The following is a 12,340-nucleotide window of genomic DNA, read 5'->3' on the forward strand; positions in this document are numbered from 1 at the left end:
GGTCAGGGGCCGGGACCAGTAGTGTGGGGCCATGACCACTTGGGAATACGCCACCGTGCCGCTCATGATCCACGCCACCAAGCAGATTCTGGACAACTGGGGGGACGACGGCTGGGAGCTCGTCACCGTCCTGCCCGGAACCCAGGCCGCGGACACCCCGGCCGGGAACATGAACGCGCCGGCGCAGACCAACCCGATCGCCTACCTCAAGCGCCCCAAGAACTGACGTGGAGAGGCCGGACGCCATGAGCGGCACCTGTGAGCAGCGTCTCGCGCAGCTCGGTCTCGAGCTGCCGGAGGTGGCCCGTCCGCTGGCGGCCTACGCCCCGGCGGTCGTGACCGGCTCTTACGTCTACACCGCGGGGCAGCTGCCCCTGGTCTCCGGGTCGCTGCCGGCCACGGGCGTGGTCAGCGAGTCCGGCGCCGAGGGGACCGTGTCCCCGGAGCGCGCGGCGGAGCTGGCCGAGCGGTGCGCGCTGAACGCCATTGCGGCCGTGAAGTCCCAGATCGAGGTCCTGGAACGGGTCCGCCGCGTGGTCAAGGTCACCGGGTTCGTGGCGTCCGCCCCGGACTTCCACGGCCAGCCCGCCGTGGTGGACGGCGCGTCCACGCTGCTGGGCCGGGTCTTCGGCGCGGCCGGGGTGCATGCCCGCTCCGCCGTGGGTGTGAGCGTGCTGCCGCTGAACTCGCCCGTGGAGGTCGAGCTGATCGTCGAGTTCGCCTGAGCATGGCCGCTCCCCCCGGGAACGAGCGCATCTTCACGGTGCCCCGTGCCTACTCCAAGGCGGCGCGGGCGTGGCTCGAGCGCGGGCTGGGCCTGCACGGTTCCGCCCCGCGCCACGGCGCCGCCACGGTGTTCGTGCGGGACGGCGAGAACGGGGTGGAGACGCTCATGCTGCACCGCCCCGGGCGGCAGTCCATGGGCACCCTGTCCTTCCCCGGGGGCATCACCGAGTCCAGCGACGACGAACCCCTGGACTGGCGCGGGCACTCGTCCGCGGACTGGGCGCACCGCCTGCTCTCGGACGACATTGGCCTGGCGCGGCGCAGCGTGGTCACGGCGGCCCGCAAGACCTTCGTGGAGACGGGCATCCTGTTCGCCGGCGCACCCACGCACGGGGTGGCCGAGAACGTGGAGGGCGTGGACTGGATGCGTTCACGCGAGCAGCTGGCCGCGGAGGAGATCTCCTTCGCGGACCTGCTGGCCAAGCGCAGCATGGCCTTCCACAGCGAGTGCCTCCGTCCGCTGTCCCACTGGGTCACCTCGGACTTCGTGCACCAGCGCGTGGACCTCTACTTCTTCGCCGCCGCCGTGCCCGTGGGCCAGCGCCCGGCACCGCTGGCCACCCAGCAGGGCCGTGCCTGGCTCGGGTGGGTGGACGCGCGGATGCTGCTGCAGGACCCCTGGTCCACCCCCGTGCCCAAGCTGTTCCGCAGCGAGTCCGAGGACTCCGCCCAGACCGGGGACCCGGGGCACTTCGACCTCATGGAACTCACCACCCCGGGGGTGCAGGGTGCCGTGGAGGCGGTGGCCGAGGCGGGCTCCGCGGTGGCGTTCCTCGCGGCGCGGCGGGACCTGCGGGTCAGGAGTCCACGGCTGGACCTGCGCGACGGCGAGCCCGTCCTCGTCCTCGACGGGTGAGCCCCCACTGACGACGACGCCCGCGGCACGTGCCGCGGGCGTCGTCGTCAGTGGGGTGGAACGGGTCAGCGCGAGCGCTGCTTGAGTCGCTGCAGGTCCAGGATGACCACGGCGCGGGCCTCGAGGCGGATCCAGCCGCGCTGCACGAACTCGGCGAGAGCCTTGTTGACGGTCTCGCGGGAGGCGCCCACCAGCTGGGCGAGCTCCTCCTGGGTGAGCTCGTGGGCCACCAGGATGCCGTCCGTGGCGGGGCGCCCGAAGCGGTCCGCGAGGTCCAGCAGGGCCTTGGCCACACGGCCGGGGACGTCCGAGAACACGAGGTCCGCGAGGTTCTCGTTGGTGCGGCGCAGCCGGCGCGCGAGCGCCTGGAGCAGCTGGGCGGAGACCTCGGGGGAGCGCTGGATGACCTTGCGCAGGTTCTCATGCTTGAGCCCGGCCAGGCGGGTCTCGGAGACGGCGGTGGCCGAGGTGGAGCGGGGGCTGGGGTCGAACAGCGCCATCTCGCCGAAGATCTCACCCGGGCCCATGACGGCCACCAGGTTCTCGCGGCCGTCGCTCGCGGTGCGGCCGAGCTTCATCTTGCCGGAGACGATGAAGTAGAGCTGGTCTCCCGGGTCTCCCTCGTGGAACAGGGTGGCTCCGCGGGAGAGATCCACCTCGGTGATCTCCTCGGTCAGAGCGGCGAACGCCTCGTCGTCCAGGGAAGCGAACAGCGGAGCGCGGCGTAGGACGTCTGTATCCAAGGTAAAACTCCTCACGAAGAAGGGGTGAGCCCATATGATGCGCGGGCCTCGTGCATGACTACGGTCCATCGTAACGAGTTTCACACCGTTCGGGTCCACCTGTGGGGTTGTGCCCAGTGTGAACGTCCAGTGAACGCGCCGCGCGCACCCGGGTGAACAGCACGTGTTCTCCGGATTGCCCGGCCACCCGGTCCACCCCCGTATGCTCGATCCGACACGCGCCCGATCCCCGCGTTCCCCCCACCCGTGAGGACCGTCATGACCCTTGCCCTGAACCTGCTCGACGTGCTGCTCATCCTGGTGCTCGTGGCCTATCTGGTCGCGGGGTTCCGGCGCGGTTTCTTCCGCTCGTTCGCGGCCCTGCTGGGCCTGGTGCTGGGCGCGGTGCTGGCGTTCTGGGCGGGTCCCGTGGTGGCGGCCTACGCCTCCGGGCAGTGGCAGGTGCCCACCGTGCTGCTCACGGTCCTGGTCTCGCTCGCGCTGGGCGAGTTCCTGGGCTCCCTGCTGGGGGGTGCGCTCTCCCGGGCGCTGGAGAAGTCCGGGGTGGGCATCCTGGACCGCCTGGGCGGTGCGGTGCTGAACGTGGTGGTTGCGGCGCTGCTCATGTCCCTCCTGGGCTCCCTGGTGGGGCAGATGGGCATTCCCGCACTGTCCCAGCAGGTGGCGTCCTCCCAGGTGCTGCGGGGCATCGAACGGCTCACCCCGGACCCCGTGCGCCACGCCATGACCCAGACCCGCAACGCGATCAGCGGCGCGCAGGGCATCCGTCAGCTGGACGAGCTGCTGTTCCCCACGGAGGCGGCTCCGGACCCGAAGGACACCCCGGACTCGCAGACCGTGGCGGACGCGGGCCAGTCCGTGGTGCAGGTCTACGGGACGGCCGCCCAGTGCGCGCAGAACCAGACCGGCTCCGGGTTCGTGGCCCAGCCGGGCACCGTGGTCACCAACGCCCACGTGGTGGCCGGCGTGGACCAGCCGGTGGTGGAGACCCGAGACGGCCGGGTCTACCAGGCGCAGACGGTGCACTACGACGCCGCCTCGGACCTCGCGGTGCTGCGCGTCCCGGACCTGCCGGAGTCACCGCTGCCCCTGGAGAGCTCCGTGACCCCGGGCGAGGCCGTGTCCTTCGCGGGCTACCCCCTGGGCGGGCCCTACACGCTGCGCCCCGCCACGGTCCAGGGCGAGGCCGTCGCACCCGTGCAGAACGTGACCACGGGCGAGACCCAGACCCGCAGCATCATCCAGATTGCCGGCAAGGTGGAGCAGGGCAACTCCGGCGGGCCGCTGCTCAACGTCTCCGGGCACGTGGTGGGCGTGGTGTTCGCCAAGGCCGTGCAGGGGGAGGCGGGGTACGTGATCCCCGTGGACCGGGTGCAGCAGGCCCTCGCCGCGGCCGGGGACTCCACCCGGACCGTGGCCACGGGGCAGTGCGTGGCGGGCTGAGCCTCAGCCCAGCCCGAGGTTGCGGGCGACCACGTCCACGGCCAGTTCGTAGCCGAGCACCCCGGCACCGGCGATCACCGCGGTGGCCTGCGGGGACACGAACGAGGTGTGGCGGAAGGACTCGCGGCGGTGCACGTTGGAGATGTGCACCTCCACCACCGGCATCTCGCACATCTCCAGGGCGTCGTGGACGGCCACGGAGTAGTGGGTCAGTGCCGCGGGGTTGATCACGATCCCGCACGCCTCCGTGCGCGCCCGCTGGATCCAGTCCACGAGCTGGCCCTCCCAGTTGGTCTGCTCGAACACGACCTCCAGCCCGTACGTCTGTGCCCGGGCGCGCACGTTCGTCTCGACGTCCGCGAGCGTGGTGTGCCCGTAGACCTCGGGCCTGCGCGTGCCCAGGGTGTTGAGGTTGGGCCCGTTGAGGACGTGGATCGGCAGCTCGCTCATGCCCCCATTCAAGCGCATCGACCCCGCGCACGGCCCCCGGGACGGGCGACGCCGCCGCGGTGCCTTCCGGGGAGAAGGCGCCGCGGCGGCGTCGTGGTCCGAGCCGGGCCGAGCCGTGCGGGGCAGCGGCAGGCGGCTGCGCGCCCGCACTGACGGCGGTGTGCGGACGGGCTACTTGGTACCGAGCGAGTCCACGATCTGCTGCATGACCGTCTGGTCCGCGAGGGTGGAGACGTCTCCCACGGGGCGGTCCTCCGCGACGTCCTTGAGTAGGCGGCGCATGATCTTCCCGGAGCGCGTCTTGGGCAGCTCGGGGACGATCAGCACCTTCTTGGGCTTGGCGATCGGGGAGATCTCCCGGCCCACGTGCGCGCGGATCTCCTCGGCGAGCTCGGTGGCGTCCCGGCCCTCGGCGGTGGCCTGGTCCGAGAGGATCACGAACGCGAAGACGGCCTGGCCCGTGGTCTCGTCCTTGGCGCCCACCACGGCGGCCTCCGCCACGGAGGGGTGGGAGACCAGGGCGGACTCGATCTCCGGGGTGGAGAGGCGGTGACCGGAGACGTTCATGACGTCGTCCACGCGGCCCAGGATCCAGACGTCGCCGTCCTTGTCCCGCTTGGCGCCGTCACCGGCGAAGTACTTGTCCCCGAACTGGCCCCAGTAGGTGTTCACGAAGCGCTCGTCGTCGCCCCAGATGGTGCGCAGCATGGACGGCCACGGCTTGCGGACCACGAGGAAGCCGTCCGTCTCGTTGGGGAGGGAGTTCCCGGCGTCGTCCACCACGTCCACGGCGATGCCCGGCAGCGGGACCTGCGCGGAACCCGGCTTGGCGGTGGTGACCCCGGGCAGCGGGGAGATCATCATGGCGCCGGTCTCGGTCTGCCACCAGGTGTCCACGATGGGGCAGCGCCCGCCGCCGATCACGCGGTGGAACCAGGTCCAGGCCTCCGGGTTGATGGCCTCGCCCACGGTGCCCAGCAGGCGCAGGGAGCTGAGGTCCCACTCGCCCGGGATCTCCTCGCCCCACTTCATCATGGTGCGGATGGCAGTGGGGGACGTGTAGAGGATGCTCACACCGTACTTCTGCACGATCTCCCAGAACCGGCCGCGGTGCGGGGAGTCCGGGGTGCCCTCGTAGATCACCTGGGTGGCGCCGTTCACGAGCGGTGCGTAGGTGATGTAGGTGTGGCCCGTGACCCACCCGACGTCCGCGGTGCACCAGTAGACGTCCGTCTCCGGCTTGAGGTCGAACACGTTCTTGTGCGTGAACGCGGCCTGGGTGAGGTAGCCGCCGGTGGTGTGCAGGATGCCCTTGGGCTTTCCTGTGGTGCCGGAGGTGTAGAGGATGAACAGCGGGTCCTCGGCGTTCTGCTCCGCGGGGGTGTGCTCGGTGGAGGCGTTCTCCACGGCCTCGTGCCACCACACGTCCCGGCCGTCCTGGAAGGCGACGTCCTCGCCGTTGCGCTGGACCACGACCACGTGCTGGACGGACTCGCCGCCCTTCTCCAGTGCGGCGTCCACCGCGGGCTTCAGCGTGGTGGGCTTGCCGCGGCGGTAGGAGCCGTCCGCGGTGACCACGAGCTTCGCCTCGCCGTCCTCGATGCGCGAGCGCAGGGCGTCCGCGGAGAAGCCGCCGAAGACCACCGAGTGGATCGCCCCGATGCGCGCGCACGCGAGCATGGTGATCACGGCCTCCGCGATCATGGGCAGGTACACGGCCACGCGGTCGCCCTTGGTGACGCCCAGCGACTCGAACGCGTTGGCGGCCTTGGAGACCTCGTCCTTGAGCTGCGCGTACGTGTAGACGGCGCTGTCCCCGGGCTCGCCCTCGAAGTACAGGGCCACGCGGTCACCGTTGCCGGCCGCCACGTGGCGGTCCACGGCGTTGTACGCGGCGTTCAGGGTGCCGTCCTGGAACCACTTGGCGAACGGCGGGTTGGACCAGTCCAGCACCTCGGTGAAGGGCGTGGACCACGTGAGCAGGTCGCGGGCCTGGCTCGCCCAGAACTCCTCCCCCTTTTCCTCCGCCTGCCGGTAGAGGTCCGCGGTGGCGTTGGCCTGCGCCGCGAACTCCTCGCTGGGGGCGAAGGTCTGGGGCTGGGCTGCTGCGGGATCCGGGGTCATGGTGCTCCTTCGCTGGGGCCGGTGCGCGCCGCTCGCACGGGCGCGTGGTGCAGTTCACATTCTCCGGTTCAGCCTAGTGGAACGGCGTGGGAGCGCTCCATCGTGCGCGGGTGCATGTCGGCCCGGTTCCGCGGTGCCCGGCGGGTTTGACCCCCGTCACGGCGCACAGCATGATCGAGGGCATGGAGACCCCCGCCGCCGCTGCCCACGTGCGATTCGTCCCGGCGCGGCAGGCGGAGCAGGCGGCCGCGCGGCGTCGTCGTGCCGGGGCGGAGACGGCCCTGGGGCGTACGCGACGTGCGCGGCGGATCCAGCGCATCCTCGCTCAGACGTACCCCTACGCCGTGGCGGAGCTGGACTTCGACGACGCCTGGCAGCTGCTCGTCGCCACCGTCCTGTCCGCGCAGACCACGGACGTCCGCGTCAACGCCGTGACCCCCGGGCTCTTCGCCGCGTACCCCGGCCCGCGCGAGCTCGCCGAGGCTCCCGCCGAGGACGTCCAGGAGATGGTGCGCTCCCTGGGGTTCTACCGCTCCAAGGCGCGCTCCATCCAGGCCCTGGCCACGCGCGTGGTGGACGAGTACGACGGCGCCGTGCCCGGCTCGCTCGCCGAGCTCGTGACCCTGCCCGGCGTGGGCCGCAAGACGGCGAACGTGGTGCTCGGCAACGCGTTCGGGGTGCCCGGCATCACCGTGGACACCCACTTCGGGCGCCTGGCCCGCAGGCTGGGGTGGAGTACCCAGGACGATCCGGTGAAGGCGGAGGCGGACGTGGCGGCAATGTTCCCGCCCGCGCTGTGGACGGAGCTGTCCCACGAGCTGATCTACCACGGGCGGCGGATCTGCCACTCGCGCCGGCCCGCGTGCGGGGTGTGCCCCGTGGCGGACCTGTGCCCCTCCTACGGGGAGGGCCCCACGGACCCGGAGGCGGCGCGGAAGCTGCTCGGCTACGAACTGAAACCCGGCCGCGAGGACCTGCTGACCGGGTTCATGGCGGGACGCACCCGGCGGCAGCTGCGCGCCGAGGGACACACGCTCAGCGCGTGAGAGGACGGACGATGACCACTTCCCAGCCCCACCCGGGCGGCCCGCGCGAGCAGCTCGTGGAGCTCGCCCGCCACGGTGACTCCGTGCTGATGCAGGACCGCGAGCCCTGGCGGATCGGGCAGCTGGACGAGAACTTCCGGCACTCCGCCGTGCTCATCCTCTTCGGCGCGCTGGACCGCGTGCCCTCCGCGTACGCCGAGCACTCCGAGGGGCCGGGGCGGGACCTGGACGTGCTGCTGGTGCAGCGCGCCTCCACGCTGCGGGCGCACCCCGGGCAGGTGGCGTTCCCGGGCGGGCGCCTGGACCCGCCGGACGGGCAGTTGGGCACCACGCTGGAGGTTCCCGGCGGGACCGTCAGTGCAGCGCACGTGCGCGCCGCCCTGCGGGAGGCCCACGAGGAGACCGGGCTGGACCCGAGCGGTGTGGAGGTGCTCGGCGCGCTGCACGAGGTGCCTCTGCCCGTGAGCAACCACATGGTCACCCCGGTGATCGGCTGGTGGTGCAAGGAGTCACCGGTGGACGTGGTGGACCACGCGGAGTCCTCCCTCGTGTTCCGCGTGCCGGTGCTGGACCTCATCAACCCCGCCCACCGCTACTACGCCACCGTGACCCGGGGGAGCCAGACCTACAAGTCCCCGGCGTTCGACCTCTCCGTGGCCGGAGTGGACGGGACCGTGACCGTGTGGGGGTTCACGGGCGTGGTGCTGGACCGCGTCCTCGACCGGCTCGGGTGGGCCGTGGAGTGGGACCGGTCCGTGAAGCGGCCGGCGCCGGGGATGGGAGGCACGGCGTAGGGGCTCGGGTTCAGCAGGGGAGGTGCGGCACCACGTGCGCCGTGGCGTCCCGCTCACTTCGCGTCCGCGTAGGACGTGACCACGCTCGCGGCCACCGGGACCTCCACAGGCACCGCCCCGAACACCGTGCGCACCGCCTGCTCCGCGGCGTCCGTGACCACCTGCCGCACCCGCTCCGCGTGCTCCTGCGCGCAGTGCACCATGACCTCGTCGTGCAGGAAGAACACGAGCTCCGCCTCCATCCCGGCGGTGTGCAGGCCCTGGCGGATGTGTCCGAGCCACGCGAGCGCCCACTCCGCGGCGGAGCCCTGCACCACGAAGTTCCGGGAGAACCGGCCATGGCTGCGGGACGCCTGCGCCGCGCGGCGCTCGCCGGCCTGCGTGTCCGTGGCGCGCTGCACCTCGAACCACTCCGGATCCGGCGCGGGGGACCAGCGGCCCAGGTACGTGCACACCTGCTGGCCGAGCTCGCCCACCCGCGCGGCGTGCTCCACGTACCCCACGGCGCGCGGGAACATGCGGGTGAGCTGCGGCATGAACCGCCCGCCGGCTCCGGACGTGGCGCCGTACATGGCCCCGAGCAGCGCCAGCTTCGCGTGGGAGCGCTCCGTGAGCTCCGAGCCGCGGGCCTGACCCTGCTGGGCAATGGACTCGTAGAGGTCCCGGCCGCGCGAGGCCTCGGCCAGGGCGTCGTCGCGCGCCAGGATGGCCAGCACCCGGGGTTCCAGCTGGGCGGCGTCCGCCACGACGAGCGCGTGACCGGGGTCCGCGCGCACGGCGTCCCGGATGTACTTGGGGATCTGCAGGGCGCCCCCGCCGCGTGCCGCCCACCGGCCGGTGACGACGCCGCCCACCACGTACTCGGGGTGGAAGCGGCCGTCCTGCACCCACGTGTCCAGCCAGTGCCAGCCGGTGCTCGAGAACACGCGGGAGAGCTTCTTGTACTCCAGCACCGGAGCGACGGTGGCCACGCGCTGCTCCTGCGGCTGGCCGTTGACCAGGGTCCACTCCTGCAGCTTGAACGCGCGGGTGGTGTCCACGTCCACGCCCGCGTTGCGCAGGGCCTTGAGCAGCTCCACGGGCGAGTCCGGGTTCAACGTGGGCGCGGCCAGCGCCGCGCGGACCTGCTCCGCCAGCTCCTGCATGCGCTGCGGGCGCTCCTCGCCGGTCGGGCGGGGGCCGAGCATGTCCTCCAGGATCTGCTCGTGCACCGCGGGATCCCAGGGAATGCCACGGTGGCGCATGCCCGCCGCTACGAGGGCTCCCTGGGACTCCAGGCTGAGCAGCCGTTCGAGGCGCCGCGGGTTCCGGGCGGTGGCGCACGCGCTGGTCTGGGCGGCGAGCTCGGCGATCAGCTCCGTGACGCCCGGGCCGCGCTCCTCCGCAACCGCGAACAAGGAGCCCTGATTGCTCGCCGTGGCGAGGGGCCGGGGCCCGGGAACGTGCCGCGGGTCCGCTGGTTCGAGCACGGGACGGTAGTCGAGCGGGCGGGGTTCCCCGGCGTCGTCGGGCGCGCCCGAGCCCGGTGCGGTGGAGGCGGTGGCCAGGATGGTCGCGCACAGCCCCAGGTCCCGGCAGCGCGTGACCCACACTCCTGCGGCGCACAGCAGCGCGGCGGGTACGGAGGTGTCCTGCCAGGTCCACACCGGAGTCTGCACCCCGGCGCGCGCGGCGGCCTCCTCCCGCTGGGTGACGACACCGGGCAGTTCCGCGTCCGAGACGAACAGTTCCTGCCCCGCGCGCTCACCGTTGGCGGAGACCACCTGCAGGACCCAGGTCCCGGGCTCGGCGGCGGCCACCACGATGTGCATGGGCTTCATTATGGGGCGGGGTTCCGACAGCGGTGGTTCCCGGGGGCGCGACGAGGCCGTCCGCGTCGAACCGGAGGTGACACGGAACATGTGGTTCCCGGGGGGGGGCGCAACGAGACCTCCACCACACCGTCCGGGGTGCGGATCAGCACGGCGGTTCCCGCCTGCGTGCCACGACGCACCGGCGGACTCACCCGGCGGCGAGCACCTCGCGGGCGTGGGCGTACTTCTGCTCGAGCCGGGCGCGGGTCTCCGGGTCCAGGAGGGCCGTGCGGGCGGGATCGGTGTTGTCGTCCAGGTCCGCCTGCTTGACCACGCGCGCCAGGGGATCGGCGGCCACTCGGCGGTAGTAGTCGTCGTGCTCCTCGTCGGGGCGTCGGGTCATGGCGTCCACACCGGCGACGATGTCCGCCGGGAACTCCGCCCGGAGGTCGTCGAGGGTCACGGGGGTGTCCTCCACGACGTCGTGCAGCCACGCCACCACCTGGGCGGCCTCCAGCTGCTCCGCCGCGGCGTGGTGGCGCACCCGTTCCGCAACGCGGCGGGGGTGGTCGATGTAGTCGGCGCCGGTCTTGTCCGTCTGACCGTGGTGGGCGCGGGTGGCGATGTCCCGGGCGCGGTCCGTGAGCGTGCTCATGGGTTCTCCTCGACGGTGGCGGAGCGGCGATCCCGGACGTGCGGACGGGGAACCGTCCGCGCGGCTGGTCCGTGGCCGCCGGGCTCCGTGCGTACGTCCACTTCTACCGAGGGGCGGTGACACGCATAAGCGACCGGGACGGCGTCGGGGACGGCTCGGGGCAGTGCTCCGCGCGGCCGCCATCCGCCGCCCGCGCCGTCAGGTTGCGCGGGAACGCGGCCTGCGTTGCGCGGACAGGGGCGTGTGGGGCGTGCCGGGGAGAGTGGGAGACTCGGTGCCATGACGAGCGAGGACAGCACCGAGCAGGACGTTCCCTGGGCCATGCAGCTGGTGGTGCACCGGGACCGTGAGCGCCCCGCGCGGGAGGTGGACGTCGCGGAGGTGGCGGCGAGCGCCGTCGTGCGGCTGCTGGACGATCCGCGCAGCGCCCCCGGGGGACCGTGGCACGAGGCGGTGCGCACGTGGCGGGACGCGCAGATCCGCAAGCTCGTGCGGCGGGCGGACGGGAAGCGCTGGGACGACGTGCAGCAGCTGCCCGGGGTGACGGTCAGCCGCGAGGGGCCGGAGGGCAGCGGAGTGGCGGCCGTGCGGGCGTTCGTGCCGGCGCCGGTGCGGCCGCTGCCCAAGGCCCTGCACAAGCTGCAGGTCTCCGGGACGCAGTTCCCCGCGGACGGCCGCTCGCGCACGGAGGACGTGGTGGTGGCCGTGGAGGTGGCTCCGGGGCTGGGCATCTCCAGCGGGAAGCTCGCGGCGCAGTGCGGTCACGCGGCGCAGCTGGCGTGGGAGCAGATGCCCGACCACGTGCGCGAGCGCTGGCGCGCGGACGGGTTCCGGGTGAGGCTGGTGTTTCCCTCGGCGAGCGAGTGGGCGGGGAAGGACCGGCCGGTGACCGTGACCGATGCGGGGCTCACCGAGCTGGACGGCCCCACGGACACCACGCGGGCGTGGTGGGGGTGAGCGGGGTCAGGACATCGGCCGCGGGAGGGCGGCGGACCGGGTTGCGGCGGCCTGCTGGACTCCGCTGAGGAATCGGTGGAGGTGCCTCTCGCTGCGGCCCCAGTTGGTGAGCTCCAGGGGAAAGGCGGGGCGACATGTGGCCGTCACAGCGGTGCGTGTGGCGGAGAGGGGTCGCACGACGAATCGGAGGCGTTCACCCCAGGAGGTGAACGCTATTCCGGTAGACGCCCTCCCTCCTTCGACGGTGTTGAGGGTGAGATCCAGTTCCGGGTTCGCTTCGCACGCCCGTTGCACCAGTGGGGGAATCTCGCTCGCGGGAGCCTCCACGACGGTGCTGCCCTGGCACCGCGCACCGTGGATCGTCATCTCGATCCCGTCCTCGCGCCGCCGCCGCTCGGGAAACGCCCGTAGCTCCAGGGTCAGAACGACGACCACCGCCGAGGCCATGGCGATCATCATGGGGTGTGACAGGGGTCCGTTGACATGCCAGAGAAACAGCACGAGGCCCACGAGATACGCCACCGTTCCGACGAAAGCCTTCGCGACGGTTGCTCGGGTGACGGGCTTGATGTCCATCCACCCACGCTGGCAGGTGCACCCCGCGGGGACAATGGCCCTCCGGCCAGACCTGGGCATCGTCACCGGATCGTGACGAGCCCCAGCCACAACTGATGGGCACGCCCGGAGGGCAGG

Annotated in this window: 13 protein-coding genes; 7 read left to right on the forward strand and 6 right to left on the reverse strand. The window is 72.3% G+C overall.

Annotated elements, in window-relative coordinates:
- Positions 1-31: 31 nt before the first annotated feature.
- Genes EAE32_RS03500 through EAE32_RS03510 form a run of 3 tightly spaced genes read left to right on the forward strand, consistent with a single transcriptional unit; the run spans position 32 to position 1,642 of the window.
- A complete protein-coding gene (locus tag EAE32_RS03500; protein ID WP_121864193.1) occupies positions 32-226 on the forward strand; it encodes a DUF4177 domain-containing protein in 195 nt (64 codons plus the stop codon).
- 19 nt (positions 227-245) lie between these two features.
- The gene (locus tag EAE32_RS03505) at positions 246-725 is read left to right on the forward strand and encodes a RidA family protein (RefSeq protein ID WP_121864772.1); all 480 of its coding nucleotides are present in this window, start codon (positions 246-248) and stop codon (positions 723-725) included.
- Positions 726-727: 2 nt separating this feature from the next.
- A complete protein-coding gene (locus tag EAE32_RS03510; RefSeq protein ID WP_121845446.1) occupies positions 728-1,642 on the forward strand; it encodes an NUDIX hydrolase in 915 nt (304 codons plus the stop codon).
- Positions 1,643-1,707: 65 nt separating this feature from the next.
- On the opposite strand, the gene EAE32_RS03515 is transcribed toward EAE32_RS03510, so the two are convergent.
- Positions 1,708-2,385 carry a Crp/Fnr family transcriptional regulator gene (locus EAE32_RS03515; protein ID WP_121845447.1) on the reverse strand — a complete coding sequence of 226 codons (678 nt, stop codon included), beginning with the start codon at positions 2,383-2,385 and terminating at the stop codon, positions 1,708-1,710.
- A gap of 258 nt (positions 2,386-2,643) precedes the next feature.
- Between EAE32_RS03515 and EAE32_RS03520 the strand changes: the two genes are divergently transcribed.
- Positions 2,644-3,828 (forward strand): MarP family serine protease, encoded by a 1,185-nt coding sequence (locus EAE32_RS03520; protein WP_121864194.1) that lies wholly within the window; start codon positions 2,644-2,646, stop codon positions 3,826-3,828.
- Between the two features lie 3 nt (positions 3,829-3,831).
- On the opposite strand, the gene aroQ is transcribed toward EAE32_RS03520, so the two are convergent.
- Positions 3,832-4,278, reverse strand: a complete 447-nt coding sequence (aroQ, locus tag EAE32_RS03525) for a type II 3-dehydroquinate dehydratase (RefSeq protein ID WP_165860438.1) — start codon at positions 4,276-4,278, stop codon at positions 3,832-3,834.
- Positions 4,279-4,449: 171 nt separating this feature from the next.
- The gene (gene acs, locus EAE32_RS03530; RefSeq protein ID WP_121864196.1) at positions 4,450-6,402 is read right to left on the reverse strand and encodes an acetate--CoA ligase; all 1,953 of its coding nucleotides are present in this window, start codon (positions 6,400-6,402) and stop codon (positions 4,450-4,452) included.
- Positions 6,403-6,584: 182 nt separating this feature from the next.
- Between acs and nth the strand changes: the two genes are divergently transcribed.
- A complete protein-coding gene (gene nth, locus EAE32_RS03535; RefSeq protein ID WP_121864773.1) occupies positions 6,585-7,448 on the forward strand; it encodes an endonuclease III in 864 nt (287 codons plus the stop codon).
- 11 nt (positions 7,449-7,459) lie between these two features.
- Positions 7,460-8,242 carry an NUDIX hydrolase gene (locus tag EAE32_RS03540; protein ID WP_121864197.1) on the forward strand — a complete coding sequence of 261 codons (783 nt, stop codon included), beginning with the start codon at positions 7,460-7,462 and terminating at the stop codon, positions 8,240-8,242.
- A 53-nt stretch (positions 8,243-8,295) separates the two neighbouring features.
- On the opposite strand, the gene EAE32_RS03545 is transcribed toward EAE32_RS03540, so the two are convergent.
- Positions 8,296-10,053 (reverse strand): bifunctional 3'-5' exonuclease/DNA polymerase, encoded by a 1,758-nt coding sequence (locus EAE32_RS03545; RefSeq protein ID WP_165860439.1) that lies wholly within the window; start codon positions 10,051-10,053, stop codon positions 8,296-8,298.
- 190 nt (positions 10,054-10,243) lie between these two features.
- Positions 10,244-10,690: an HD domain-containing protein gene (locus EAE32_RS03550; protein WP_121864199.1), complete on the reverse strand. Its 447-nt coding sequence runs from the start codon at positions 10,688-10,690 to the stop codon at positions 10,244-10,246.
- Between the two features lie 279 nt (positions 10,691-10,969).
- Here EAE32_RS03550 and EAE32_RS03555 point away from each other — a divergent pair, with 279 nt between their 5' ends.
- On the forward strand, positions 10,970-11,647 hold the full coding sequence (locus EAE32_RS03555; RefSeq protein WP_207803850.1) for an aminoacyl-tRNA hydrolase: 678 nt from the start codon (positions 10,970-10,972) through the stop codon (positions 11,645-11,647).
- Positions 11,648-11,653: 6 nt separating this feature from the next.
- Here the strand turns inward: EAE32_RS03555 and EAE32_RS03560 are convergent, their stop codons facing one another.
- A complete protein-coding gene (locus tag EAE32_RS03560; protein WP_124035154.1) occupies positions 11,654-12,223 on the reverse strand; it encodes a hypothetical protein in 570 nt (189 codons plus the stop codon).
- Positions 12,224-12,340 lie beyond the last annotated feature (117 nt).

The organism is Kocuria tytonicola (assembly GCF_003687175.1).
In the GTDB taxonomy this organism is placed as follows: Bacteria; Actinomycetota; Actinomycetes; order Actinomycetales; family Micrococcaceae; genus Kocuria; species Kocuria tytonicola.

What these genes read in the sequence shown, in the direction of transcription:
- EAE32_RS03500 (WP_121864193.1), top strand. Translation starts at nt 32, where the DNA reads ATGACCACTTGGGAATACGCCACCGTGCCGCTCATGATCCACGCCACC.
- EAE32_RS03505 (WP_121864772.1), top strand. Translation starts at nt 246, where the DNA reads ATGAGCGGCACCTGTGAGCAGCGTCTCGCGCAGCTCGGTCTCGAGCTG.
- EAE32_RS03510 (WP_121845446.1), top strand. Translation starts at nt 728, where the DNA reads ATGGCCGCTCCCCCCGGGAACGAGCGCATCTTCACGGTGCCCCGTGCC.
- EAE32_RS03520 (WP_121864194.1), top strand. Translation starts at nt 2,644, where the DNA reads ATGACCCTTGCCCTGAACCTGCTCGACGTGCTGCTCATCCTGGTGCTC.
- aroQ (WP_165860438.1), bottom strand. Translation starts at nt 4,278, where the DNA reads ATGAGCGAGCTGCCGATCCACGTCCTCAACGGGCCCAACCTCAACACC.
- acs (WP_121864196.1), bottom strand. Translation starts at nt 6,402, where the DNA reads ATGACCCCGGATCCCGCAGCAGCCCAGCCCCAGACCTTCGCCCCCAGC.
- nth (WP_121864773.1), top strand. Translation starts at nt 6,585, where the DNA reads ATGGAGACCCCCGCCGCCGCTGCCCACGTGCGATTCGTCCCGGCGCGG.
- EAE32_RS03540 (WP_121864197.1), top strand. Translation starts at nt 7,460, where the DNA reads ATGACCACTTCCCAGCCCCACCCGGGCGGCCCGCGCGAGCAGCTCGTG.
- EAE32_RS03545 (WP_165860439.1), bottom strand. Translation starts at nt 10,053, where the DNA reads ATGCACATCGTGGTGGCCGCCGCCGAGCCCGGGACCTGGGTCCTGCAG.
- EAE32_RS03550 (WP_121864199.1), bottom strand. Translation starts at nt 10,690, where the DNA reads ATGAGCACGCTCACGGACCGCGCCCGGGACATCGCCACCCGCGCCCAC.
- EAE32_RS03555 (WP_207803850.1), top strand. Translation starts at nt 10,970, where the DNA reads ATGACGAGCGAGGACAGCACCGAGCAGGACGTTCCCTGGGCCATGCAG.
- EAE32_RS03560 (WP_124035154.1), bottom strand. Translation starts at nt 12,223, where the DNA reads ATGGACATCAAGCCCGTCACCCGAGCAACCGTCGCGAAGGCTTTCGTC.